The organism is Nitrobacter sp. 62-23 (assembly GCF_001897285.1).
Lineage (GTDB): Bacteria > Pseudomonadota > Alphaproteobacteria > Rhizobiales > Xanthobacteraceae > Nitrobacter.
This window is the reverse complement of record NZ_MKSM01000129.1, coordinates 51,851-77,090: the sequence shown is the minus strand read 5'-3', so window position 1 is coordinate 77,090 and position 25,240 is coordinate 51,851. Positions and strand designations below refer to the sequence as shown.

Below are 25,240 nucleotides of genomic sequence, written 5' to 3'. Positions count from 1 at the left end.
GTGCGGGCGGTGGAAACAATCACGGCTTCGGTCACGGCAATCTCCTGTCAACCTTGTGGGGCTCTCATTGCAGTCATCATCACGGCGCCTTCCTGTCGGCCAGCGAGGCGAAGGTCCCGCCTTCGGCCGCAAGGCGCCTGAGCAGCGGCGCGGGCTCAAGCGATGGATCATTGGTGGCGATCGCATAAAACGCCAGACGATCGGCGATGTATTTCAGGCCGATCCGGTCGGCATCATACATCGGGCCGCCGCGATAGACCGGCCAGCCGTAACCGTAGAGCCAGACCACATCGATGTCGCCCGGACGCGCCGCGATACGCTCCTCGAGAATGCGCGCGCCCTCGTTGACCATCGGGAAATTCATGCGCTCCAGAATCTCGTCATCGCCGATGGCCCGCCGCGTCCAACCGAGCCGTGCGCAGGTGTCGAGGATCAACCTTTCGACCTCGGAATCCGGCAGCGGCGCGCGCGATCCGCTCTCATACCTGTAATAGCCTTTGCCGGTCTTCTGTCCGAACCGACCGGCTTCGCACAGCGCGTCGGCGATTTCCGACGTGATGCCGCGATCCTTGCGCGAGCGCCAGCCGATATCGAGCCCGGCGAGATCGAGCATCGCGAACGGCCCCATCGGTATCCCGAAGCGGGTAACGACGGCATCGACCTGCTGCGGCAGCGCGCCCTCGAACAGCAGCTTGTCCGCCTCGGCAATGCGGGCGGCGAGCATGCGGTTACCCACGAAGCCGTCGCAGACGCCGACGACCACCGGCACCTTGCCGATGCGCCTGGCGACCGCAACCGCCGTCATCAAAACCTCGGGCGCGGTCTTCGCACCGCGGACGATCTCGCACAGCCGCATGACGTTGGCCGGCGAAAAGAAGTGCATGCCGAGAACGTCCTGCGGTCGCTTGGCGGCCGACGCAATCTCATTGATGTCGAGATAGGAGGTGTTGGAGGCCAGCACAGCATCCGGTCTGGCGTGCGCGTCGAACGCGGCGAACACCTCCTTCTTCACCGCCATGGTCTCGAACACCGCCTCGATGACGAGATCCGCATCCCCGATATGTTCGAGGCCGACCGCGCCGGTGACGAGATCCATGCGCCTCGCAGGCTCGTCCGCCGCGATGCCGCCGCGCGCCGCGCTCGCCTCGAAATTTTTGCGCATGATGGCGAGGCCACGCTGCAACGGCTCGTCGGCCGTCTCGATCAACGTCACCGGAATTCCGGCGCTGACGAAGGACATCGCGATGCCGCCGCCCATGGTGCCGGCGCCGATGACGGCGACGCGTTCGACCTTGCGCGGTCTGGTCCCTTCGGGAACGCCGGCGATCTTTGCAGCCTCGCGTTCGGCAAAGAAAGCATGGCGCTGCGCCTTCGACTGGTCGCCGTTCATCAGCTTGAGAAAAAGCTCGCGCTCTTTTTCCAGCGCCTCGTCGAACGGCGTATCGAGCGAAAGGCCGACGGCATCAGCGGCCGCGAACGGCGCCTCCAGGCCCCGCGCGCGTCTGGTCATCTTCGCCACTGCATCGGTGAAGGCCGACCGGTCCGCCTTCGCCGCCTCAAGCTTGCTGTCGTCGTCGCGCAGCCGCCGCAGCGGACGATTCTCCGCCAGCATCTTGCGCGCGAATGCCTCGCCGCCCGCCGCGGGCTCTTCGACGATCGCGTCGATCAGCCCCTGCTCAAGCGCGTCGGTGGCCGAAATCGGCTCGCCGCCGACGATCATCCTGACTGCAAGCTCGGGACCGACGGCGCGAGGCAGCCGCTGGGTGCCGCCCGCGCCGGGCAGCAGGCCGAGTTTCACCTCGGGCAGGCCGAGCTTCGCCTCCTTCACGGCGACGCGGAAGTGGCATCCGAGCGCGACCTCGAGGCCGCCGCCGAGCGCGGTGCCATGGATCGCGGCAACGATCGGCTTCGGAGAATTCTCAAGCGCCGCAATCACCTCGGCGAGCGCCGGCGGCTGCGGCGGCTTGCCGAATTCGGTGATGTCGGCGCCGGCGATGAAGGTCCGCCCCGCGCATCTCAGCACGATCGCCTTCACCGCGGGATCGGCAACCACCGTCCGCACCACTTGCAAAATACCGCGGCGAACCGCCGCACTCAATGCGTTGACCGGAGGATTGTCGACCGTGACGACAGCGATCTCGCCGTGACGCTCAAGCTCGACCACTTCGCTCACGACGTTCCCCCCGGAGATTTCCGAATGAGTTCGCGAGCGGATGCGCTGTCCTTACGCTCGCAGACCTCGACGCGCTGTTTCATTTCATCCCAATGACGGCCCGCTTGGCAATCGGGAAAACGCGCGGGCCAATGGTAATGAATTCGAGGCCGCGCTGGATCGCGGCGCCACATTCTAAAACCGGGACTAGAGAACTGATAGCGGGAAGGTTTCGCGTTTGGCCGAGGAGAACAGGCAGACTGTCCCGGATCGCGTCAAAAGCCGCTCGTGATGCAGTTCAAGAACGGACGATGGGTCTTCTTCGGCGATACCCTCGGCGCGGAGACGGGCGATTAACTGGAGCCTTTTCGTTCTGATGGAATCAGAAGCGGGGCGTCAAAATTTTTGGTTTGACGCGCTTTGTTTACCCGCCCCACATCCATCCTCGAGGACGTGCGTTGCTCGAAAACGCTATGGTCAGAACGCTGCCGCGAGTTCCCGTGCGCCCGGCTTGGCGCTGTTGCTGTCCATCCGGGCGTCGGTGACGGCCAGCAGTTTGGCCACCGTATTGTTGCGGATCGCGACCGGATTGCGCTCATAGCCCAGGCGCTGGAAAAAATTCGAGGTCGGCACGCGTTCCCGCATCGCCTGCGGCATCGTCACCATGTCGAGGCCGGTGCCATCGCCGGTGAGATTCATCATTTCCAGTTCGGCGGCGGTCAGCGGACGCGTGTAGCCCTTGTTGCGCGCGAAGACGACGGAGGTCAGGAGCTTGTGGGTCTGCAACAGCGGGCCGACGTCGATATCCAGCACCAGCGCATGGACCGCCCAGCCCTTCGGCGTATCGGCCAGCTTCGCATGCGCGCTCCAGGTATCGGGCACCGAGCGCGCATAGGCCACCATCCGCCGGACCGCCGCGATCTTGCGCTCCACCACCGTCCGCTGCGCTCCGGACAGCCGCGCCGCCCTTTCATCGAGCGCGCGCAGGATGTCGGGGCCCTGCTCGGCAAGCAGCTCGACGCTGTTGGTGGTGAGCAACTGATTGTAGCCGACCGCGGTCGAGATCGCACGCGATCCCGGCCGCGACGAACTGAGACCTGATTGCATGTCGTGATTGCCGTTGCCGCCGGTCTCGAACGCATAGACCCGAACCGCCTGCTCTTTCGTCAGGCCGGAGGCGCGCGCCACCTGCGCATAAGCGCGCTTGAACTCCGCTTCGGTGCGGGGACGTTGCGGCACGAACTGGAACTGCTCTGCGGCTGCCTTCAGAAAATCGGCAACAACGGGAATGTATTTACGTTGACGCGGCGGATGTTCCTCTTCCGGCTCCGGATTGACTGGGCGCGACGGCCCGGCATAGAGCGGCGGATGGGTCAGCACGTAGTCGTCGAGCGTGACGGGCTGGCGCTCGCGCCTCTTGGCGTTGCGAATGCGCCGTTTGTCGGCGATCGCGTTCCAGTAGGCGGTGGCCTCTTCCTCGAATGCGGCGCGCGCCTCCTGATAAACCCTCAGCTTGCGGCGATAGTCCGCAATGGCTGCCGGAGTCGCGGCCGGCGCCATCGCGCCACGCAGCCCCTCGGGAGCCGCGTTCGCGGGAACGACGGCCAGCGGCGCAAACAATAGCGCGCAGACGATGATCCGGTTGCAGCGGCGAATCGCTTGGCTCGACATTCGGCCTGTTTAGCAAGCCCGCGGCGGATGTCATCACAGGCATCTCGCATAAGACCACGGAGCGATCACGGTTGCGACAGCCGGCCGCGCGGTCGACGCGACCGGCCATGTCCCGCCATGTCAGTAGATGCGAACGTGATTGGCCTCAAACGTGACCGGAAAATTGTTGCGATTCTGCAAGGTCAGGATCAGCACGACCCCGACGCCTCCACGGTGATCCCAGTAGACGGCCCTGTCCGTTTCATGCAGGGGTTCCATCGTTGAATGATTTCTGTCGAGGTGAGGCGCGATCGAAACGTCGAAAAACTCGTTGGGTGCCTTCGAATCCCGCCCCCACCAGAAGGTGTACTGCTGGCTCGAATTGGCGGGAATCGAATAGGTTCCTTGTTTATGGTCGATATTGGCCATGATGGTGATCCTTCCTTTTGGCGTCGCCCGATGCGACGCCCGACAATGGACGGCTCACACGCGCAAGGGCTGTGACATCACTCACACGTCCCTTGATCACGCCCCTTGCCCCAGGCAGCCCTCTTGGGTTTCGAACTGGCTGGACGGGTGATGGCGAACGGGCCGGCGACGTCCACACTCGAACTTGATCGCGGCAGACTTGTTATCGCTGTCGCGGTAAGCATCGGCATCGCGATATGAACAGCCGATATCGACCTGCCGGATCGGGGCGGAGACAGAAAGCCAGATGTGCGTCCCGACAGCCTCGAAAGCACCCCTACTGGACGTCCGGAACCTGAGCAAAACCTACCGTTCGGGACAGGAGCGGATCGCCGTTCTTCGCGGCGCCTGCCTGCGCGTCGACGCCGGCGAGAGCGTCGCGCTCACCGGCGAGTCGGGAAGCGGCAAAAGCACCTTGCTGCACCTGATCGCGGGCCTCGATCGGGCGGACGGCGGCTCCATCCGGCTCGACGACACGGAGGTGACGGCACTGGCGGACCGGGGCCGCGCTGCGCTTCGCCGGAACCGGCTCGGCTTGGTCTTCCAGCAGTTCAACCTGATCCCCTCGCTCACCGTCGCCGACAATCTGGCTTTTCAGGCGCGCATCGCCGGGCGTCACGACAGTCGCTGGCAAAGCGAACTTGTCGACCGGCTGGGTCTCGGCGATCTGCTGAAACGCTATCCCGAACAACTCTCGGGCGGCCAGCAGCAGCGTGTTGCGATCGGCCGCGCGCTTGCGGTCCGGCCGCCGCTGCTCCTCGCCGACGAACCGACCGGCAACCTCGATGAAGCAACGGCCGACGAGGTCATGAACCTGGCACGCGATCTCATCAGGCAAACCGGATGCGGCTTCCTGATGGTCACCCACAGCGCGCGGATCGCCGCGACGCTGGACCGGCAGGTCCTGCTCAGCGCCGGATTGATCGCGTGAAACAGGGGTTATGGATCCTCGCCGTTCTGCTCAGCCATTGGCGCCGGCATCCGACGCAGTTGGCGACCCTGATGGTCGGCCTGATCTCCGCGACCGCGTTGTGGAGCGGCGTCCAGGCGCTGAACCAGCAGGCCCGCGCCAGCTACGATCGGGCCGCGGCGGTCTTCGGGGGCGCAAGACCAGCGATGCTGGTCGGACAGGATTCCACATTCTCCCAAAAACTCTTCGTCGATTTGCGCCGGGCAGGCTGGCCGGTCTCGCCCGTGCTCGAAGGCCGTGTCCGTGTTGAAGGACGGTCATTGCGATTGTTGGGGATCGAGCCGGTCACGTTCCCGGCCGAGGCGGGATCGATTCCATCGATCAGAACCTCGGATCTGCAGACATTCATCGCGCCGCCGGGCGAGGCTCTGGTCGCGCCGGAAACATTGAGAGATCTGGACGCCGCTGAAGGCACGGCCCTTCGAACAGACGGAGGCGCATTGCTGCCGCCTCTCAAGGTTCAGGCGCAGCTCGCACCGGGCGTGATGGTCCTCGATATCGGCATGGCGCAAAACATTCTTCACCTGCCGGATCAGCTTTCGCGCTTGCTGATCGGTCGGACGCGCGGCCCGCGCGCGCCGCTCGAGGCCGTCACCGGCGACAAGCTGAGATACGTTGCGCCGGACGCCGAAACCGATCTGGAGCGTCTCACCGACAGCTTCCATCTCAATCTGAGCGCCTTCGGCCTGCTGTCATTTCTCGTCGGACTCTTCATCGTCAATTCCGCGATCGGTCTCGCCTTCGAGCAGCGCATGCCGATACTCCGGACCCTGCGGGCCTGCGGCGTGTCGTCCCGGATGTTGAACGGAATGCTGCTGGTTGAGCTGCTGATGGTGGCGCTCGTGGCCGGCCTGATCGGGCTGGTCTGCGGCTATCTGATCGCCGCGGCGCTTTTGCCCGATGTCGCCTCCAGCCTGCGAGGGTTGTATGGCGCCCGGATTCCCGGCGAATTGACGCTGACGCCGCATTGGTGGGCTGCAGGCCTTGCGATGAGCGCTGTCGGGACATTGGCGGCTGCGGCGACGAGCCTTTTGAAAGCGATCCGCGCTCCGGTTCTCGCGATGGCGCAGCCTTATGCCCGCCTGCAAACGCAGCAGCGATGGCTCGGCTGGCAAGGCATCGCGGCGCTCGCGATGCTGGTTGCGGCGATCGCCGTGCTGATCGGCGGTAATTCGCTGATCTCGGGATTCGCGGTTCTGGCGGCGCTGCTGCTTGGCGCCGCGCTGGCGCTTCCCGTGCTGCTCGCATGCGTGCTGCGCATCGGCGAGCGAAGCTCGCGCGGTCCGCTGGCGACGTGGTTCTGGGCCGACAGCCGCGAGCAATTGCCGGGGCTGTCGCTAGCGCTGATGGCGTTGCTGCTGGCGCTCGCGGTCAATGTCGGCGTCGGGACCATGGTCGAAAACTTCAGCAGGACCTTCGCCACATGGCTGGACGGCCGGCTCGCCGCGGATGTGTACGTCAACGCGCGCGACGACGCGCAGGCGCGCGACATTCAGGCAAGCCTGCGCGCGCGGCCGGAGGTCACCGCGATCCTGCCGAGCGGCCGGGCCGAGATCGAGATCGGCGGCTGGCCCGTGGAAGTTCTCGGCCTCGCCGACCACGCCACCTATCGCGACCACTGGCCATTGCTGGAGTCCGCACCCGATGCCTGGGACGAGGTCAAGTCCGGTCGAGCGGCGCTGGTCAGCGAACAGCTCGCGCGCAGATTGAACCTGCGGCTGGGCGGCCGGCTCGATGTCAGCACGCCTGACGGCACATGGCCCCTGAGTATTGCGGCGATCTACGCTGACTACGGCAACCCCAAAGGGCAGATCGCCGTCAACATCGATGCGTTCACAAGCCGGTTTCCGAACCTGCCGCGAACCCGATTCGGTTTGCGCGTGACACCCGGCAAGATCGCGCCGCTGGTCGACGACATGCGCAAGACGTTCCATCTCGACGAGAGCCGGCTCTCGGATCAATCCACGCTGAAGGCTGAATCGACGCAAATCTTTAACCGGACCTTCACGGTCACGGCCGCGCTGAACACGTTCACCCTCGGCGTGGCCGGCGTCGCGCTGCTGACCAGCCTTCTAACCCTGAGCAACTCCCGCCTTCCATATCTCGCGCCGTTATGGGCGATCGGCCTGACCCGGCGACAGTTGGCGGGCATCGAGCTTCTCAAGACGCTGTCCATTGCGTTCTTCACCGCGCTGCTGGCGCTGCCGCTGGGCTTGCTGGTGGCGTGGTGCCTGATCGCGGTGGTCAACGTCAGGGCATTCGGCTGGCGGCTGCCGCTCCATGTCTTTCCGCTGCATCTGGCTGAGCTTCTCGGCGTCGCGATGCTGGCGTCGCTGCTGGCGATGCTGATGCCGGTCATCAGGCTGATACGCATGCCGCCGGCGGCGCTGATCAAGGTGTTTGCCGATGAGCGTTAGGGCACGACTCTCGCGACGCGCATTTGCGACGGGACTGGCCGCTCTCGGATTCGGACGAAAGACCGCGTTGGCGCAAGGGTTCGCCGGGCTTGGGGTCGATACGTCCGGATTTGCCGCCGTCACGCCGGGCCGGCGCTTCGTGTTTCCGGCCGATCACGGCCCGCACCCGGATTATCGCATCGAGTGGTGGTACCTCACCGCCAATCTCAGCGACGAAAAAAAGAACGCATACGGCGCGCAGTGGACCTTGTTCCGGCAGGCGATGCAGCCGGGACCGCAGCGCGATGGCTGGGCGAGCCAGCAGATCTGGATGGGCCATGCCGCCGTCACCCGCGCCGACACCCACCGCTACAGCGAAACCTTTGCGCGCGGCGGCGTCGGCCAGGCCGGCGTGGAAGCGGAGCCCTTTCGCGCATGGATCGATTCCTGGCAGATGCGCGGACTCGATCCGATGTCGGCGATCAAGATAGCGCCGCTCCAGGTCAACGCATCGGGCGCGGATTTCAGCTACGCGCTGAGACTCGATGCGACGCGGCCGCTCGTGCTCGAAGGCGATGCGGGCTACAGCGTGAAATCCGAGCGCGGACAGGCGTCCTACTACTACAGCCAGCCGTTTTTCACGGCGAACGGGACCCTCACGATCGACGGCAAGTCCGCGAACGTCCGCGGACAGGCCTGGATGGACCGCGAATGGAGCAGTCAGCCGCTGGCCTCCGACCAGACCGGTTGGGACTGGTTCTCGCTGCACCTTGAGAGCGGCGAAAAACTGATGCTGTATCGGCTGCGGCAAAACCAAAGCGAGCCCTATCTGACGGGCAACTGGATCGAAGCGGATGGGCGATCGGTCGTGCTGTCTGCGAATTCCATCGCCATGACGCCGACTGCGACAACCGAGGTCGCGGGCCGCAAGCTGCCGACACACTGGCGCATCGCCGTTCGCGATCACGGGCTGGCGATCGAAACCGTCCCGCTGAATCCGGCAAGCTGGATGGGGACGCGCTTTTCCTATTGGGAGGGTCCGATCAGCTTCACCGGTACCCACCAGGGCGTCGGCTACCTTGAAATGACGGGTTATTAACCGAGGCCACCCGGCCAAACGCGCGATCCATGGCGCGCCCTCAGGTTCATGAAGGCGACGACGAAGCCTGCTGTTGCCATATCGGTTCCCTCTGCCTTACACTTTTCACCTTGCCGCCTTGTTGAGGTCAAAGCAGACAGCCTCCTTCTCGATACGCGGAACGCCAGACTCCGGCGCAACAACCAACCCGGAAATCCGATGTTGTTCAGATCAAAACCCGCAGTTTCCCAGCCTGACCCGCACGACGCCATCGTCGCACAGCTTCGCGAGCTGGCGCCGCGGATCAAGCAAGACCGGTCTGAAATTCAGGAGACCTCTCCAACCGCGCAGACGCCTCAGCCGGTCGCCGAACCACTGTTCGAGGCCGCACCATCGAACGACAATGCCGAGGCGCTCCTTCGAACGATTCCGCCCGCGCGGCCTCGTCGCGGTGTCCTGAAAGTACTGCTGGCGATTTGCGCCGGCGTTGCCGCAGCAATGGTCTGGCACTCCTACGGCGAACAGGCAAAGCAGAGGTTTTCCGAACTCATGCCGCAGCTTCTGACGGAAGCTCCCGCATCGTCGGCAAACACAGACGAGGCTGAAGCGCAGGACATGGCGGCTCAGGTGACCGCGCCTCAACCGGATTCCGAAGCAGAACCCGCGCAAACGGCTGTGGCGGACACTCCCCAGCCCTCGACACCGTCGACGGACGCCGTTACGCCCCCGACGCAAGCACCGGCGGCACAAGCCGCGCCTCCTGCCGAGACCGCGCAAAAGCTCGAGGCCATGGCGAACGACATCGCCGCGCTGAAACAGACAGTCGAAGAGTTGCGAACCAGCGAACAGCAGTTGCGCCGGGAGATGGCCGCAGAGCGCGAAGCGCGCGCCAAGCCGGTGCAGCACGCGGCCAAGCCCGTGCCACCACGACGACAACGCGCTTCGTCTCAGGCGGCAATTCCATATAACCCTCCCGCTTCCCATGCTTCACCGCCGCCGGCGACAGAAAGGCGGATATACCCGCAAGAATCGATGCAACGCGACGCCGCGGTCCCGCCCGCGCCTGCACCCACCCGGCTTTCGCCGCAACCGGGAGACGACAGCGCCCCGCGGCCGCCGATGCCATTGCGGTAAACCACGCGCGCTTCATCGCCCGTTTTCAACGACGGTCTTCATAGAGCGCGACGAAGCGCGTGCTGTCGATGTTATCCATGCTGATGCCGTCGACCTTGACGAAAGACTTGCTCGTATCGTCCGGCGAGCACTCTCAGCGTCGTGGAAGTCGGGCGGCGATGCCAACCCCCGCCCATTTCCGGAAGCCACGATTCTGGCGTGCGTCAGGTGCTTGCGTGTCGGCTTTTCCGTGCTGGCGACACTCAGTCACAAGCATAAGCCAATGGAGGCTGGTCCAACAAAGCTGGAGCAGACTTCATGGCAGTTCTCGAGCGAAGTGGAGCCGGTTCGCGTGAAGAAACGCGTCTGATCAAAATCATTGAGCCGCTTCTGATTTTCATCAGAAGCGGAAGGACTCTAGGGAACGGTCGCCGGCGGCAGCGCCAGCACCGAATAGATCGCCTCTGCATCGCGCGAGGCGCGCAGCTTGTTGGCGATGTCCTGATCGCGCAGCAGGCGGGCGATTCGCGCCAAAGCCTTCAGATGATCCGCGCCGGCACCCTCGGGCGCCAGCAGCAGGAAAATCAGATCGACCGGCTGGCCATCCATCGCCTCGAAATCGATCGGGCGGTCGAGCCGTGCGAACAGGCCGAATATCTTGTCGAGTTTCTGCAGCTTGCCGTGCGGAATCGCGACGCCGTAGCCGACCGCCGTGGTTCCGAGTTTCTCGCGCCGCAACAGCACCTCGAAAATGGCGCGATCGTTCTGCCCCGTCAATTCAGAAGCGCGCGCGGCCAGTTCCTGCAGCGCCTGTTTCTTGCTGTTGACTTTCAATGCAGGAATGATCGCCTCGGGTGCGACCAGGTCGGTAATCATCATATGACGTTCCGAGGTGAGTTTTGCCGTCAGGTTGCAAAGATACGTCAGACAAGCAGCAACGCGCGTGAGCCCTCATACGGGGGAACGCACATGATTCGCGGTTGGCGGCCCTCCGGCCGGGTGACCGGCCTTATAGTCTAACGCGAGCCGGATGCCAATTCCTGAACTTTTGTCCCACCCGGTGGAAAATCGATCCTGAGGGGCCGTGGGTCCGGGATCACGATGATTTTGGATCGAATCGATCCAAAATCATTCGATGTGATCGATTCTAATCTTTTGAGCGGGATGCGGGTGAAAAACCGCTGCACACTCACCCCGCTCCAGGATCGGCCCCGGGCGTCAATTGCAGCTGGTCACGCCGAACCGTTGACTGCCGGCGGATCGATCCAGCCCACATTGCCGTCGGGCCTGCGATAGATCACGTTAACGCGGCCGCTGGAGCCATGCTGGAAAACCAGTACGGGCACGCCGGTGAAATCAAGCTCCATGACCGCCTCGCTGACCGAGAGCCGCCTGAGCGACGTCGTGGCCTCCGCGATGATGACCGGATTGAAGGCGGTGACCTCGTCTTCGCCATCGACAGCGGGCGCCTCGATGACGTAGCTCGGCGCGTCGAGCTCGGCGATGGCTTCCGCTGCGGCATGCGCCTTGCGGACTGAGCGATCCTTGAGGCGGCTCTTGTAGCGGCGCAACCGCTTCTCGATCTGCAGCAGCGCCTGATCGGCGCTCATATAGGCATCCGCGGCGTTGGATTCGGCTTCGAGCGTCACTCCGGAATCCAGATGCAGCGCGCAGTCGGTCCGGAACCCGAAACCATCCTTGCTCAGCGTGATATGACCCGAATACTTTCCGTCGAAATATTTTCGGAGAACTTCGTCGGTGCGACCGCTGAGGCGCCCGCGTAGCGCCTCGCCGACATTGATGCTCTTGCCCGAGATTCGAAGTGTCATGGCACGCCTCGTCCATCATGAGTAGGAATGGATTATCGGGCGTGGCGGGCGCGCAATCAAGCCGGCGTGGCGTCGCTGGAGCGGTCGGCGGCGGGGCCGGACGCCGTTCCCGGCTTGCCGGGCAGGTTCTGCTTGTCGCGGCGGCGCTGCACCGAGGAGGGAATGCGCAGCGCTTCGCGATATTTTGCGACGGTGCGGCGGGCGATATCGATGCCGGCTTCGCGCAATTGTTCCACGATGGTGTCGTCGGACAGGACGGCCGCCGGATCCTCCGCGTCGATCAGCCGCCTGATGTGATGGCGGACGGCCTCCGCTGAATGGGCGTCGCCGCCATCGGCGGAGGCGATCGATGCGGTGAAGAAATACTTCAGCTCGAAGATGCCGCGATTCGTCGCCATGTATTTATTGGCGGTGACGCGCGACACCGTCGACTCGTGCATCTGGATCGCATCCGCCACGACCTTGAGATTGAGAGGTCGCAGGCGTGCGATGCCGTGCGTGAAAAAGCCGTCCTGCTGGCGCACGATCTCGGTCGCCACCTTGAGAATAGTGCGGGCGCGCTGATCGAGCGCCCGGACCAGCCAGGTGGCGTTCTGCAGGCAGTCGGTGAAATAGGTCCTGTCGCCGTCCTTGCGAATCGTCTTCGACAGTTCCGCATAGTAGCTCTGGTTGATCAGCACGCGCGGCAGCGTATCGCTGTTGAGTTCCACAAGCCAGCCGCCGTCCGGGCCCGGCCGCACGTAGACGTCCGGCACCACGGTTTGCGTGCGCGTGGCGCCGAACTTCAATCCGGGCTTGGGATCGAGGTGGCGGATTTCTCCGATCATCTCGGCGAGGTCTTCGTCGTCGACCCCGCAGATCCTGCGCAAGGCGACGAAGTCGCGTTTTGCCAGCACGTCGAGATGCTCGATCAGCGCCCGCATCGCCGGATCGTAACGGTCCTTCTCGCGCAACTGGATCGCAAGGCATTCGCTTAAGCTGCGGGCGCAGATTCCCGGCGGATCGAAGGTCTGCAGCACCGCCAGGACGGCAGCGACGTCGCCTGCCCCGGCGCCGAGCTTGTCGCCGACCTCGCCCAAGTCGGGCGGAAGGTAACCGGCATCGTCGACGAGATCGATCAGATATCGCCCGATCATGCGCTGTGCCGGCTCCGTGACCGCAACCGCGAGCTGTTCGGCGAGATGCTCGGCGAGCGTCACCTCCGCGGCGACGAAGGCTTCGAGATTGTAGCTGTCGTCGCTGGAAGCGCCGCCGCCCCATTCGGTGAATACGGTCGGCGCGGAATCCTGCGCGGTGCGCGCCGCGGCTTCGGAGGGTTCTTCCGGAAAGACGTTTTCGAGACCGCTGTCGAAGGTCTGCTCGATCTCGGTGCGGCTGCCGAGATCGCGGTTCATCCACTCCTCAGACGCGGATTCGGAATCCTGGCCGCCGGGGCGGTCGCCCGCGCCGTCGTCCTCGAACGCTGCGGCCTCACTGTCCGAAAAGCCCGCGGCTGTTTCGGAGGGGATGGAGTCCGTCGCCGCCGAATCAGGACCGTCATCGCCGGCGCGCTCCAGCAGCGGGTTGCGTTCAAGCTCGCTCTCGACGAACGCGGCAAGGTCGAGATTGGACAGTTGCAGCAGCTTGATCGCCTGCATGAGCTGCGGCGTCATCACCAGCGACTGGGACTGTCGGAATTCGAGTCTCTGCGTCAGCGCCATGCCAAGACCGGTCCAAGGGTTGGTCCGATTCTTGCTTAACTTTTTTGCGGGCGGATGTACACGTCTTGACGGCGACGAAATACCATTCCGGCCGAGTCGGAATCCAAAACACGTTTGGTCGGATTGCTATCGCAGTGCGCAACCGTGTCGCCTGCGCATGGATGAACGACCCGATCCAGCCTGGAAAACCGAGACGACGGCGTCAATCCAGAGTCTGCACCGGCGGCATCGCCGGTTCGGCGGCGCGCGGCGTCACCGCTACCTCCGCTGCCGGCGCGGCTTTCGGCCTTGCCATCGGCGCAGGCGGTGCGTGGCGGGTATCGTTCGCACTCATCAGTCGCCGCTGCGACCGTCTGGCGGATCGCGGGTTTTGCTTTTTCGACGAGTGACGCAGTCCCCACGAATGCGCGATCGAGGGACCGGCGGCATAGCCAACCACCGCGCCGGCAAGCGCCCCGACCGGGCCCAGCACCACCGCGCCCGACAGCGCGCCCAATGCGGCATCGCCGGCCCGCTCCTGCGCCACCGCCACGGAGGATAATAGCGGCAACGCCAGCGCAACCGCAGCAACGACTTTCATGATTTTCATTTTACGCTCCCCTATTGCCCGCGAGGAAGACTGAAGAATGCGGCGAGACGGCGGTCGTCTCGCCGCCGATAAGCCTTACCAGGTTCCAAATTTGGCCCGCGACGCCGGTCAGCTTCGGCGGGCTTGGCTGGCTGCGCCGCACCGAGCCGCTTCGCTTCCGACCGAATCGGGAGCCGACCTTCGACTTGGCGCGTGTCCTTTACGCACGACGAGGAAATCTTCCATGTTCAGGATGAGTATTATCGTTGCCGCCGCTAGTTTGGCGTTCGCGCTTCCGGCGTTGGCCGCGGACCTTTCCTACGGGGACGAGCCCTCACAACTCGCGCCGGCCGCTCCGACGCACATGGTTTGCGACGATGACGGGAATTGCTACCGCACGCGCGCGCGGCGTTATGTCGAACGCTGGCATGACGACGATGACGGGGACGTATACGAGCGCCGCGACTATCGTCCGCGCTATGTCGCGCCGCCGCCGGGCTTCTATCGCGATTACGATGACGACGAGTAACCGGCGGCGAATCTCGCGAATGGCGACACGCGCTCCAGCATGGCCGTTCAGCTACCCGCGCGTTATAGCCGGAATTCCTCGCCGAGGTAGAGACGCCGCACATCGGGATCGTTGACGATCGCGTCGGGGGTGCCCTCGGTCAGGATTTCGCCGGCATAGACGATATAGGCGCGGTCGGTGAGGCCGAGCGTTTCGCGGACATTGTGGTCGGTGATGAGCACCCCGATGCCGCGATTGGTCAGGTGGCGCACCAGGTCCTGAATGTCGCCGACCGCGATCGGGTCGATGCCGGCGAACGGTTCGTCCAGCAGCATGTAGTTCGGGCGCGTCGCCAGCGCGCGCGCGATTTCCACGCGCCGTCGCTCGCCGCCCGACAGCGCGATCGACGGCGACTTGCGCAGGCGGCTGATGTTGAATTCCTCCAGCAGCGCGTCGAGTTCGGCCTCTCGCTTCTTCCTGCTGGGCTCGACGACTTCGAGCACAGCGCGAATGTTCTGCTCGACCGTGAGACCGCGGAAGATCGAGGCTTCCTGCGGCAGGTAGCCGATGCCGAGCCGCGCCCGCTGATACATCGGCAACTTCGTCACATCATGACCGTCCAGTTCGATGGTGCCGCGATCGGCAGGAATAAGACCGGTGATCATGTAGAACACGGTGGTCTTGCCGGCACCGTTCGGGCCCAGCAGTCCGACCGCCTCGCCGCGCCGGACATAGATGCTGACGCCGCGCACCACCTGACGCGAGCCGAAACTTTTTTCCACGCCGTGAACGGCGAGGTAGCCGGGACGCTGCGCCATCCGCGGCGCGGCGCCCTCACTGGAGGCGGCTCGCGAACGCGGGGCTTCCGGCGCGGGACGGCCCGGGGGGCGGGATCGCGGGACGGGCGGTGCGTCGCGGGGAGCCGCGCGCGAAATCGGCGGCGCGTCGCCCGTCGGATCGCTCAGCATGTCGCCGATGGCATCACCGAGCGCCGTGATGTCCGCCTGGCTCCGCGCCGATGCCCGCGGGCCGCGTTTTTGCGGCCGTTTGCGGAACACGTTGAAGATGTCCACCATGGGCGCTTGCTCAGCCTCTCACGGTCATCCGTTTGCACACCGCGTCGCTCGATTGATTCTCCGCATCAACATGAATGAGGAAACGCGCGTTGCCCAGAGCGAGGCCGGAATTCGTAATGCGCCATCAGCCGGCGAATCGAGCCTAGATACCGGGCCTTGTCCGCCGGTTCAATCTCGATTGCGGTTCGTTCAGCTCAACTTAATGATATCATTTGTTCTTTTTTGGACCAAGCGGCAGCGGCGCAGCAGCCGGCGAGGCACAGCCCTCATTCTGGATGAACAGGCCCTGCACCTTGCCGCTGTTGGATTCGACGCGCGATACCCCGGTGGTCATGTCGACCAGCAGCTTGTCGCCGCGCAACACGTTCTTGCACTGGGTCAGGACGACCTTGCCCTGCATCGTGATCAGGTTGGTCCTGGTATCGAACACTGCGGTCTCGCCGGTCACAACCTGATCCTTCTGGGTCACCACCACGTCACCCCTGGCCTCCAGCCGCTTGATCGAGGACGCCCCGGATGGTCCCGGCGTCGCCGCGGCCATCGTCGTCTTCGCCGGCGCGTTGCCCCTGGCATTGGCATTGGCCGAACTGCCGCTTTCATAATAGACCACGAGGGTCCTCGACGTCATCGTGGTGTCGCCCTGCACCACCTTGACGTTACCGGAGAACGTCGCCTCCTTCTTCTTGTCGCGCATCTCAAGCGCGGCGGCCTCGATCTGGATCGGCTGGTCGCGATTCTGGGAAAATCCCTGCATCGCGTTGGGAACGCCTTTCATCGAGCTTTGTCCCGCGGCTTCGCCGGCCGCCATCACGGCGAAGGCGATCAATCCGCTGCACAGCAGGCAGGCGATGCGGATCGACCGCGAGAGATCGACACGACTTTGCATGGCCAGAATCATTTCGTATTGCCGGGTTTGCGCGAGGGACTCCGCACGCCCTCGGCAATAACCGGCGGCGTTTCCTCGCCGGCCGCATCCGCGGTCGCGACAGGATGGTCCATGATCAGGTGCATCACGACATTGTTTTCGAATCGCACCACGTCGCCCTTTTCGGAGACCTTCATGGTGTCGGCGGTCAGCGTCCCGTTCAGCAGCTTGACATCGACGGGCTGGTCCGACGTGACCGTGCCGCGGCCCATATCGACCAGCGCATGGCTCAACCGCGCCTCGTATCCCGTCGAAGACTGCATGAGGATATCCTTGTGCAGATCAAGAATCTGCGTTTTCGTATCGAACAAGCCGGTGCGGGAATTCAGCGTCACCGTCGTGCGGTCTTCCATCAGCACCTTGGCGCGCAGGGTATGCAGCTCGACATGATCCGGATCGGTGATGTCCTGCGTCGCCGTCGCGGCGCGCATCTCGTAAGGCCGCTTGTCCGGCGTGAAGCCTGACAGGTGCGGCGACTCCATCGTGATCCTGGTGCCGGAGACGACGAGATTATCCATGTCGAGCGGCAGCTTGGCCAGCGCACGAAAGGGATTAAAAACCGCGATCGCGATCAACCCGGTCATCGCAAGACCGACCACGGCCGGCACCGCGATCCGCAACGCCCGCACCATGCGGCTGTGACGCGCCGCGCGGGCGAAACGCGCCTCCAGACCGTCCTGCAGTCCGGCTTGATATGTGGGGGTCTGAACCGGATACACCGCTGCTCCAGGCGTCTGTTTCAAAACATGATGCCGAAAAGTGAAAACCGGTTTTCAGTCAGGATCATGCTCAAAAGACCGTGTTAGAGTCGGATCAACGCAGTTGGATCGCACTCCGACCATTCTACCCCGAACCGCGGAGTTTCGCAGCCCGGCACCGCAAGACGACGCCACTCGCGCCGGCCTCATGATTCCGCCGTCCCCGCGACACGGAACGCGGTGCTCAACTCGCCATGACCACTACAGCAAAACCGGCGCCACCGAGAACGAGGAGTGTGACCGAAACGGGGCGGATTGTTAATGTCGCAGCCTGTCTTGCCCTCGGGCGACCATCCTTGGAGGCCGGATCGCGTCTCTCACGAATGGGCCAAAATGTCCTCGTCTCTCCATCCGCAGAGATCGAGTCTGGCCCGCGTCGGCAGGAATTCGAAACACGCCTGCGCCATCCCGGCGCGATCTTCCCGCGCCAGCATGGCGTCGAGCCTGCCGCGCAGGGCGTGCAGATGCAGCACGTCGGAGGCGGCATAGGCGAGCTGCGCATCGCTCAGCGTCTGCGCCCCCCAATCGCTCGATTGCTGCTGCTTCGACAGATCGATGTTGAGCAACTCGCGTACCAGATCCTTCAGGCCATGCCGGTCGGTGTAGGTGCGGGTCAGCCGCGAGGCGATCTTGGTGCAATAGACCGGCTGCGGCATCACGCCCAGTGCGTTGTAGAGCGCGGCGAGATCGAAGCGCGCGAAGTGGAAGATCTTGACGACGGCCGGATCGCCCAGCAGTTTTTTCAGGTTCGGCGCGTCGTGCTGGCCGCGCGCGATCTGGATCACGTCGGCGGTGCCGTCGCCCGGCGACATCTGCACCACGCACAGCCGGTCGCGGTGCGGATTGAGGCCCATGGTCTCGGTGTCGATCGCCGCCGAACCGGCGTAGCGCGCAAGGTCCTGGTCCGGCAGGTCGCCACGGTGCAGGCGGATGGTCATGATGTCTCGGCCTCGTCGAATCGATTGGTGACTCAAAATACCGTTGAAATGTCTAACAAACGAGGGGCGATCCGTTTGAAAAACCTCAGTAACCAGCGCCCGGAGCGGACAAGGCCGGGTGGTTAATTAAAGACTTCCAAAACACTGAAAAGTCAGGATCTTTTTTATAGTTTTCGCTGACTCAGCCCCTGCTTGTGTGCATAACGGCGACCGGTCTTTCACTATTATCAAACGAACCCACGGCAACATCGGCAGGCTAGTGGTCCGATTCTAACATTTGCATCCCGTTGCGGCAGGGAGTTCCTGCAAATGTTAGAATCAAAGGACCACTAGCAACTATCAGGTTTCTAGTGGAGTTTTGAATTTGACATTCGCCTGACAAGTTCGCTGCAAAGTGGGTAGCGAATGTCAAACTCACTCCACTAGGATGTCTCTCAAGGTGTCGGATGAAAGTCGAACAACAACGATCGTCCCGTTTAGCTGTCCTGATCGATGCTGAAAATGTTTCGCCGAGATTTGCCGACGGAATCTTCAAGAAAATCGCCCAACTGGGCGACGCGCCTGTCCGGCTCGTCTATGGAAATCTCTCAAGCTCAAGCCTAAAGGGCTGGGCTGAGGTATTACCTGATCATTCACTCGAAAGGCGCGATCAAACTCGCTCGGCGAAAGGCAAGAATTCTGCGGACATGGCGCTCGTCATTGACGCCATGGACCTTTTGCATGACGGCCGGATCGATGGATTTTGCCTGGTCTCGTCTGATAGCGATTTCACGTGTCTTGCTGCCAGGCTTCGGCGTGAGGGCGCGAATGTTTATGGGTTCGGCGAAAAGAAAACACCGGACTGTTTTCAGCGAGCTTGCGATAGGTTCATCTCGCTTGAAAATCTCCTTCCGAAAAAGCCTGAATTCGCCCCCATAGCTGTTCCGCCATCTAATTTGCCCAACTCAAAAATCCTGAAGCCGCCAGGCGCCGCGATTCCGATTCTCAAAAAGGTTCTTTCGCAGATCAAAAGCGAGGATGGATGGGCGCCTCTCGGCCTTGTGGGACAGCAAATATCGAAATTGTTCTCGGATTTCGATCTCCGTAGCTATGGCTTCGGAAAACTCAGCAATCTTGTCCGAAAAACCGGCGCATTCGAGATCGATGAGACAAACGGGGCGATACGCATCCGGGCGCGCCGTGTGTCAAAAACAGCGGCGCGCTGATGGCTGCGATCACGATTCCGCAGGCTCGCGAAAAAAGCCAGCAGGGCCTCAAGCGGATCCGAATCAACCGTCACGGTCCGACTTTATTCAGGCCACGTCTTGAAACCCTAAATCAGATCAGAACGGGACCGGAACGTCTGCGAAGGCAGGATTCAATTTTACCCGATTATAACTCATACTCGTTTAGATGCGGAGCAGAGGATCGGGCTGCACCTCGGACAAGGGACGGTCCTTTAGCGTCCATTCGCGCTGCATCTCGTGTACATGGACGTCGCGAGCCCCGGCCTTCGTCAATATCTGGAGCGCACGCTTCTCCGCGTCATCATCCCGTACGCTTACCCACATGACCGTCCCGCCTCGCGCAAGCTGTTTCGAAACGCTGTCGCTGTGGCGGCGCGCGACAGCGCCGGCCAAAAGGGCACCGAGCCCGCCTCCTGCCGCAGCGCCGGCAAGCATCGTACCGATTGTCGGCACCGCCAGACCGCCGGACCCAGCGGCGACCGCAGCGGCTGCGACACACCCTATATAGAAAGGAATACCGACAAGCGCCGCTTCACCCTCGACGCGAGAGTCCTTTTCGGTAAAGGCCGCCCCGGGCGTCCGGCGGTCGTCTTCGATCTCAAGGAGAGTGGGGTAAAGCCCGTCCATTCGCTCCTTGATCTTCTCATCGCTTGCAAGCACGGAAATCGCCGCTCTGTCGAAACCTGAAACCTCAAGTTCGTCAACCGCGGCTTCCAAGGCGTCGAAATCGGGAAAAACTCCCACGGCTTCGCGCACACTATAATTCACCGTTCCGCTTGTGTCGGACATTTCGGAAACTCCTATCGATTTTGTCATTTTCAGCAGCGCTGTCCCGACAACGCGCTCAGCTAATCGATAGAACTCAATGTCAGACGACAATGTTCCGCGCCGCGGCGGCAAGGAAACAGCAGGATGAACACAAGATCGTTCCCGACACCTATGGGCCATACCTGTGATCGGGACGATATGTGCTTCTATTTGATCGAGGTCGCCGGTCGCTGCCCAGCACGACAGGACCGGCTTCCATTCGTCGAACAGGAGCGCGTCAATGCCGGTATGGCGTTCCGCGCTGTCCATCCTGGTTGCGCGCGTTGCGCGAGAATCTCATGGCTGGCCTTTGCGTGGTCGAGACAGACTGTCACCGGGCCTGGCGGATCGGAAAACGCCTTTACATGACGTCATTACGCCGGCCTGCCCCGCTCATCGGGTGCACAGCCACCGCAGCAACGGAACGCATCTTAAGATTTCTGGCACGCCCTTCCCCGACAAGGTTGCGGGGCAACCCCGCATCGGCATAGGGCATTTTCGGGCCAAGCATGTCCTCGGGCTTGACCCGAGGATGAAATCCGGTTCGCGTGAAGAAAACGCGTCAAATCAAGGAACCTAATGTCTTTCACCGTTTTCATGAAACGGTGAAGGACATTAGCGACCCTGGGCGCTGTCCAGGTCGGCCAGATTTTTTCGCGATTGCGCCACATCGGGGTGATCGGGAGGGAGCGCCTTCTCCCGGATCGCCAGCGCCTGCTTGTAGAGCGGCTCGGCCTCGGCGTAGCGGCCCTCGTCCTTGTAAACCGAGGCCAGATTGTCCAGCGCCGAGGCGACGGAGGGATGCTCGAGGCCGCGTCCCTACGCGCGACGTGACCACCCGGTGCGCACTTGCGGGCGTGACTGTGGTGCCGGCATGACTGTGGCACGAGTTCTAAGTAATTAAAGCTTCACGTCTGGCAGTTCCTCTTTATTTGAGTCTGCCGGAGATGCGCTTGCTGCTTCAACCGCATCCGCGTGAGCCTTATGGTCCATAAGTATTGTTATCAACAGAGGATCGTCCGCTTCAGGGATGCGCTCGCCCGCCCGGTTCAGGGTCATTCCGGAGTATCGCGCCCGAATGGTCGGGCCGCATCGCGAAATATCGCCTTCCTGCGGCATAAAAGACCAGGGGATGAAATCGATGCGGCGTGTTGTTCGGAATTCTGCGGCGATGGCATCGTTCTGCGCCAGAACCGCACTGTCGGCACGATTTGGCCCCAGTGGCTCGCCTCGGATCACTTTAGCTGACAGCCAGGGATGCGTGTTGCTGTATCGCGGCTCGGCGCAAGGAAAGATGTCGGCGGTTTTTCCCCATACAAGATCATTCGGTGTGACCGAAGGTCCATATTTCTGGGTAAAGCTGTTGGTAAGAGCTTGCAGCGAGGGCTCCTCTTTCTTGAGATAGAGATAGCGAGCCGCGTTAAGCAGTCTATGATCCTTGCCGGGCCCGTAGACCACCTCGATCAGTTCTCGACCGTCCTGCCGTACATAAAGCCTGGAGACAGTGTCGATCCTGGCGACCGGATCAACCCGGCCTTGCAATTCGAGGATTCTGCCGACCGGCATATGTTTTGCTAGCAAATCCTCGCCCTGCTCCATTCTCATCCCGATCGTCAAACCGGCCATATCGAGCACAGGATCAGTCAACGCCGTCCGCGGCGTTGAGGGAGCGACGGGCAGCGTTGCCAACAGTTGGCGCGGCCTTACCGCCGTTTTGTCTCCCCACCAGCGGACCTCGGTCGGCAATGCATCGATCGCAACAAGAGGCAAACCCTGGGGGCCGGGTTCGGATACAATTCGAGCGTCGAAATCAACATACATCTCGTACTCGCCTTGGGCCATGTCGGGCGCGGGCAAGTCGGGCATATGCAGATAGGCGTCCGGAGCGCTGGTTGCAGGCCCGCGATTGAGCGAAAGTACGCCACCGACGAAGACCTTCCGGCCGTTTCGGTCGACGACCTGCATAGACGCACCGGATTTTGCCATCTCACTACGGGAGATGCCGATCTTCTCCAGGACCGGCGCATGAGCCCTGAGCCTCTGGCCGAAATTTCCGTCCTGCATTATTCGATTATGCCAGTAGAAAATGGCCTTGCTCGGAAGCGCGGCGATACGCAGTGCCGTCCATTTGCGGAAGGCCGGCGTGAAACGCTGAACATCAGCGTCCGTCAGTTGACGATACCCCTTGGGAAAGAACGCTCCCCACGCATTGCGGATGCCATTGTCGCCTGTGCCATGGTTACCGCCGTTGTTGTAGGGGTCGTGCTCCGCCTCGAAGCGGCGAAGGAGAAGCCAACGCAGCGTCGCGTCCGTCGGTTCTTTCCCCGATTCCTTCACGACATAGAGCATCATCGTCTCGTCGTTGAGGGGCACGCGGTCCGGCTTGATTGCCAGGGCGACCGTCTCGGGCGGCTGAAGAGCGGGAATAGATCCTTGCCCAGCCATGGTCGCCACTCCGGCCGCCGCCGCGTCGAAACGGACAATGGCCTGATCTGCGTTCTTTGGATGCAAGAGGATAACTTCTTCGATCCTGACGACGAGATTGGCCTGAACCTCATCGCGCGTCCGTGGAATCGAAGTAGCTTTGACCGGTATGATCCGGAAGAGAGCCGCGAAGGATCGATTCGGGACTCTCTCCACCATCAAACGGCCGGTGTCGGCGTTCACAGGTAAGCGGGCCAGCACCTCCGGATTTTCAATGGTTAAGACCACGGCCTTATCCGCCGGCTGTAAAGTCGCTGCACTGACCTCAACCGCGAGGTCCGATCTGGCGACGGCAAAGGAGCCCTTCCCGTCGTGCTGCCCCAGGGTGAGACTGCCGGGAAGATAAAATGCCTGCCCCGCTTTGGGTGTTGCCTGGCGGGCCACCTGCATCAGCGAGTTCTCGACTGAGGCCCGGTCGAATTCGTTGGCGGAGAGATAGGCCGGCGACCTGCGGATAACCCGGGCAACGAAATCGTCCCCCGCTCCCAGCGATTGCGCCAAATTGATCAGGGTCCAGTTCGTCAGTTTTTCCAGCCCGGAGACCGGTTGTCCGCCCAACGGATCGGGTGGCTCCGGTGCCGCAACCTTGGGACTATAGCGTTCGACCGGCAGGCGCGTGACGAATCGCGTCAGGTCAGCGTCCTCGTAAATCTGGATGGCGGAAACCCGTGCTTGCAACTGCGGGACGCGGATGTCGGCTCCCCAGCCGAGAACATGCCCAAAATTGGATCCTTGCCCTTTGTATCCGCCGCTGGCTCCAACGATCTCCATATCGATGGCCATAAACAACTTGAAGTTCATCACTTGCAGTTTTTCATTGAACGAGCGCGCTGCTCCGTCAGCCATCGGAAGGGCCTTCGGCAGGGCCGAAAGGTCGGTGACAATGGAGGAGCCTTCACCACTATTAACAAAATAAAAGTGAATCCGGTCTCCGCGTTCGCCTTGTTGGATGAAGTGGCTACTCGTAGCGCTACCCGGAGCAATTGGAAACGACTGCGTCGCGAAATTATAATTTGCGAGTTGGATACTGTTGCGGACACGCAGTTTTACTGGAAATTGAGGTGATTGAGCCACGATCCGCGGCAGGAACTTCTCCTTGAATGCGCGAACGATGTCTCGCTGCCGGAAGGGGTCCCGACGAAGGGCTTCCATTGCTCGGACACTGACCCTTGACGCACTGTCGATGAGCGCGCTGCCGAAGAGCGAGATACGCTCAGCAGATGTGAGCAGCTCGCTCAGCCTATAAACATTGGAAACTGAGTCAGCGGTACTCGGATCGCGTGCGAGTTGCAAAGCCAGCAAAGCGCGAGATATGCCTGAAAAATCAGGAGAGATAGTTCGGCCGAAATCCTCTGGGTCGCGGTAGATCAGGCGGTCGTCAACTGCACGAGCCCCGAACCCGGTCCAGCTTTGAAGCGTATTGCTCGGTGGGGTGGCTCCTGTCCGGGAACCGACCTCCGCCTGGGCCATGACCGGGCCGTTGGACTGCGCCTGCTTCTGTCGCAGCCCATCGATAGATTCAATAGATAACGTCGCCTGAGTGACTGGCGCTGCTGAAGGGCGCGCGCTCGCTGCTTCCTTGGCAACACCGAAATCAGCACGAGCGATACCGAGACTACAAAGAAACAAAACCGGTAAAGATACGATGACAACACGCGCAATACTTAGCAAACCTGACATCGTGCATGCACCTTAAGTCCGAAAATACAAGCTTAAACAATTTTTTCTCTTCCAATACGCTTTTCTCCTAATCAGCCAGCCCGTAAATCCAGCCAGAATATCTTTGGGATCTGGACTATCCCAATTTTTGAGAGCGAGAAGGGTCGACTTAGGAACTGCCGGTGCTGTCCTTCTGGGCGCTGTCCAGGTCGGCCAGATTTTTTCGCGACTGCGCGACATCGGGGTGATCGGGAGGAAGCGCCTTTTCCCGGATCGCCAGCGCTTGCTTGTAGAGCGGCTCTGCCTCGGCGTAGCGGCCCTCGTCCTTGTAAACCGAGGCCAGATTGTCCAGCGCCGAGGCGACGGAGGGATGGTGAGCGCCGAGCGATTTCTCGAAGATAGCAACCCCGCGCTTGTAGAGCGGCTCGGCCTCGGCATAGCGGCCCTGGGCCTTGTACACGTAGGCCAGGCTGTTCAGGGATTGCACGAGATCCGGGTGATCGGGCCCGAGCGCCTTTCTCCAGGTCGCCAGCGCCCGCTTGCAGAGTGGCTCGGCGTCGGCATAACGGCCCTGGAGGCTGTAGAGTTCGGCCAGATCGGTCAGCCCGAGCGCAACCGAGGGATGCTCGAGCCCGCGCGTCTTCGCGCAGATGGCCAACGCCTGCCTGTACAGCGGCTCGGCTTCGGCGTAGCGCCCCTCGGCTTTAAAGATCTCGGCCTGATCGTTCAGCCTCGCCGCAAGCATGATTTCTGATACTGCCATAACACTGGACTCCTGACTTACGGCCGGGTTTAGCAAAATAAAGGGGCGCCGGTAGCCCCTATTTCGTCACGGATTCTTCGATTCCCGGCATTTAGACACCCCAGTTTGACACGGCTAGAGCTATTTCGGCTTTGATGGAATCAAAGCCGGGCTCACTTCGCTTGAAAATATA

21 protein-coding genes are annotated in these 25,240 nt (G+C 62.3%); 6 read left to right on the top strand and 15 right to left on the bottom strand.

Annotation, left to right across the window (positions count from 1 at the left end):
• Positions 1–79: 79 nt before the first annotated feature.
• From BGO16_RS15555 to BGO16_RS15545, 3 genes are all read right to left on the bottom strand, one after another.
• Positions 80–2,173, bottom strand: coding sequence for a 3-hydroxyacyl-CoA dehydrogenase NAD-binding domain-containing protein (locus tag BGO16_RS15555; protein ID WP_292619847.1), 2,094 nt, complete (start codon positions 2,171–2,173; stop codon positions 80–82).
• A 456-nt stretch (positions 2,174–2,629) separates the two neighbouring features.
• Entirely contained in the window at positions 2,630–3,823 is a 1,194-nt protein-coding gene (locus BGO16_RS15550) for a hypothetical protein (RefSeq protein ID WP_292619846.1), read from the bottom strand.
• 120 nt (positions 3,824–3,943) lie between these two features.
• Positions 3,944–4,231: a hypothetical protein gene (locus BGO16_RS15545; protein WP_292619845.1), complete on the bottom strand. Its 288-nt coding sequence runs from the start codon at positions 4,229–4,231 to the stop codon at positions 3,944–3,946.
• Positions 4,232–4,517: 286 nt separating this feature from the next.
• Between BGO16_RS15545 and BGO16_RS15540 the strand changes: the two genes are divergently transcribed.
• The 4 genes from BGO16_RS15540 to BGO16_RS15525 all read left to right on the top strand — a co-directional run bounded on the left by BGO16_RS15540 (position 4,518) and on the right by BGO16_RS15525 (position 9,848).
• A complete protein-coding gene (locus tag BGO16_RS15540) occupies positions 4,518–5,201 on the top strand; it encodes an ABC transporter ATP-binding protein (RefSeq protein ID WP_292619843.1) in 684 nt (227 codons plus the stop codon).
• Positions 5,198–7,657, top strand: coding sequence for an ABC transporter permease (locus BGO16_RS15535; protein WP_292619842.1), 2,460 nt, complete (start codon positions 5,198–5,200; stop codon positions 7,655–7,657). Before BGO16_RS15540 ends, BGO16_RS15535 begins: the two co-directional genes overlap by 4 nt.
• On the top strand, positions 7,647–8,735 hold the full coding sequence (locus tag BGO16_RS15530) for a lipocalin-like domain-containing protein (protein WP_292619841.1): 1,089 nt from the start codon (positions 7,647–7,649) through the stop codon (positions 8,733–8,735). Before BGO16_RS15535 ends, BGO16_RS15530 begins: the two co-directional genes overlap by 11 nt.
• A 198-nt stretch (positions 8,736–8,933) precedes the next feature.
• Positions 8,934–9,848, top strand: coding sequence for a hypothetical protein (locus tag BGO16_RS15525; RefSeq protein WP_292619840.1), 915 nt, complete (start codon positions 8,934–8,936; stop codon positions 9,846–9,848).
• A gap of 396 nt (positions 9,849–10,244) precedes the next feature.
• Here BGO16_RS15525 and ptsN read toward each other — a convergent pair whose 3' ends face one another.
• The 4 genes from ptsN to BGO16_RS15505 form a co-directional block, all read right to left on the bottom strand.
• The gene (gene ptsN, locus BGO16_RS15520; protein ID WP_292610447.1) at positions 10,245–10,706 is read right to left on the bottom strand and encodes a PTS IIA-like nitrogen regulatory protein PtsN; all 462 of its coding nucleotides are present in this window, start codon (positions 10,704–10,706) and stop codon (positions 10,245–10,247) included.
• 353 nt (positions 10,707–11,059) lie between these two features.
• Positions 11,060–11,656, bottom strand: a complete 597-nt coding sequence (gene raiA / locus BGO16_RS15515) for a ribosome-associated translation inhibitor RaiA (protein WP_292619839.1) — start codon at positions 11,654–11,656, stop codon at positions 11,060–11,062.
• Between the two features lie 56 nt (positions 11,657–11,712).
• Positions 11,713–13,356, bottom strand: a complete 1,644-nt coding sequence (rpoN, locus tag BGO16_RS15510; protein WP_292619838.1) for an RNA polymerase factor sigma-54 — start codon at positions 13,354–13,356, stop codon at positions 11,713–11,715.
• 202 nt (positions 13,357–13,558) lie between these two features.
• Positions 13,559–13,936, bottom strand: a complete 378-nt coding sequence (locus BGO16_RS15505; RefSeq protein WP_292619854.1) for a DNA-directed RNA polymerase subunit N — start codon at positions 13,934–13,936, stop codon at positions 13,559–13,561.
• 241 nt (positions 13,937–14,177) lie between these two features.
• Here BGO16_RS15505 and BGO16_RS15500 point away from each other — a divergent pair, with 241 nt between their 5' ends.
• Positions 14,178–14,453, top strand: a complete 276-nt coding sequence (locus BGO16_RS15500) for a hypothetical protein (protein WP_292619837.1) — start codon at positions 14,178–14,180, stop codon at positions 14,451–14,453.
• Positions 14,454–14,515: 62 nt separating this feature from the next.
• Here BGO16_RS15500 and lptB read toward each other — a convergent pair whose 3' ends face one another.
• The 4 genes from lptB to BGO16_RS15480 all read right to left on the bottom strand — a co-directional run bounded on the left by lptB (position 14,516) and on the right by BGO16_RS15480 (position 18,129).
• Positions 14,516–15,508 carry an LPS export ABC transporter ATP-binding protein gene (gene lptB, locus BGO16_RS15495; RefSeq protein WP_292619836.1) on the bottom strand — a complete coding sequence of 331 codons (993 nt, stop codon included), beginning with the start codon at positions 15,506–15,508 and terminating at the stop codon, positions 14,516–14,518.
• A 208-nt stretch (positions 15,509–15,716) separates the two neighbouring features.
• Positions 15,717–16,316 carry an LptA/OstA family protein gene (locus tag BGO16_RS15490; RefSeq protein ID WP_292619853.1) on the bottom strand — a complete coding sequence of 200 codons (600 nt, stop codon included), beginning with the start codon at positions 16,314–16,316 and terminating at the stop codon, positions 15,717–15,719.
• An 86-nt stretch (positions 16,317–16,402) separates the two neighbouring features.
• Positions 16,403–17,152: an LPS export ABC transporter periplasmic protein LptC gene (gene lptC / locus BGO16_RS15485; RefSeq protein ID WP_292619835.1), complete on the bottom strand. Its 750-nt coding sequence runs from the start codon at positions 17,150–17,152 to the stop codon at positions 16,403–16,405.
• Positions 17,153–17,508: 356 nt separating this feature from the next.
• On the bottom strand, positions 17,509–18,129 hold the full coding sequence (locus tag BGO16_RS15480) for a ribonuclease D (RefSeq protein WP_292619834.1): 621 nt from the start codon (positions 18,127–18,129) through the stop codon (positions 17,509–17,511).
• A 446-nt stretch (positions 18,130–18,575) separates the two neighbouring features.
• On the opposite strand from BGO16_RS15480, the gene BGO16_RS15475 reads away from it, so the two are divergent.
• Entirely contained in the window at positions 18,576–19,334 is a 759-nt protein-coding gene (locus BGO16_RS15475; protein ID WP_292619833.1) for an NYN domain-containing protein, read from the top strand.
• A gap of 183 nt (positions 19,335–19,517) precedes the next feature.
• On the opposite strand, the gene BGO16_RS15470 is transcribed toward BGO16_RS15475, so the two are convergent.
• From BGO16_RS15470 to BGO16_RS15455, 4 genes are all read right to left on the bottom strand, one after another.
• On the bottom strand, positions 19,518–20,144 hold the full coding sequence (locus tag BGO16_RS15470; protein ID WP_292619832.1) for a hypothetical protein: 627 nt from the start codon (positions 20,142–20,144) through the stop codon (positions 19,518–19,520).
• A 633-nt stretch (positions 20,145–20,777) separates the two neighbouring features.
• Positions 20,778–20,945: a tetratricopeptide repeat protein gene (locus BGO16_RS15465; protein WP_292619852.1), complete on the bottom strand. Its 168-nt coding sequence runs from the start codon at positions 20,943–20,945 to the stop codon at positions 20,778–20,780.
• 117 nt (positions 20,946–21,062) lie between these two features.
• Entirely contained in the window at positions 21,063–24,326 is a 3,264-nt protein-coding gene (locus BGO16_RS15460) for a hypothetical protein (RefSeq protein WP_292619831.1), read from the bottom strand.
• A 148-nt stretch (positions 24,327–24,474) separates the two neighbouring features.
• Positions 24,475–25,068 (bottom strand): tetratricopeptide repeat protein, encoded by a 594-nt coding sequence (locus BGO16_RS15455; protein ID WP_292619830.1) that lies wholly within the window; start codon positions 25,066–25,068, stop codon positions 24,475–24,477.
• Positions 25,069–25,240: the final 172 nt, after the last annotated feature.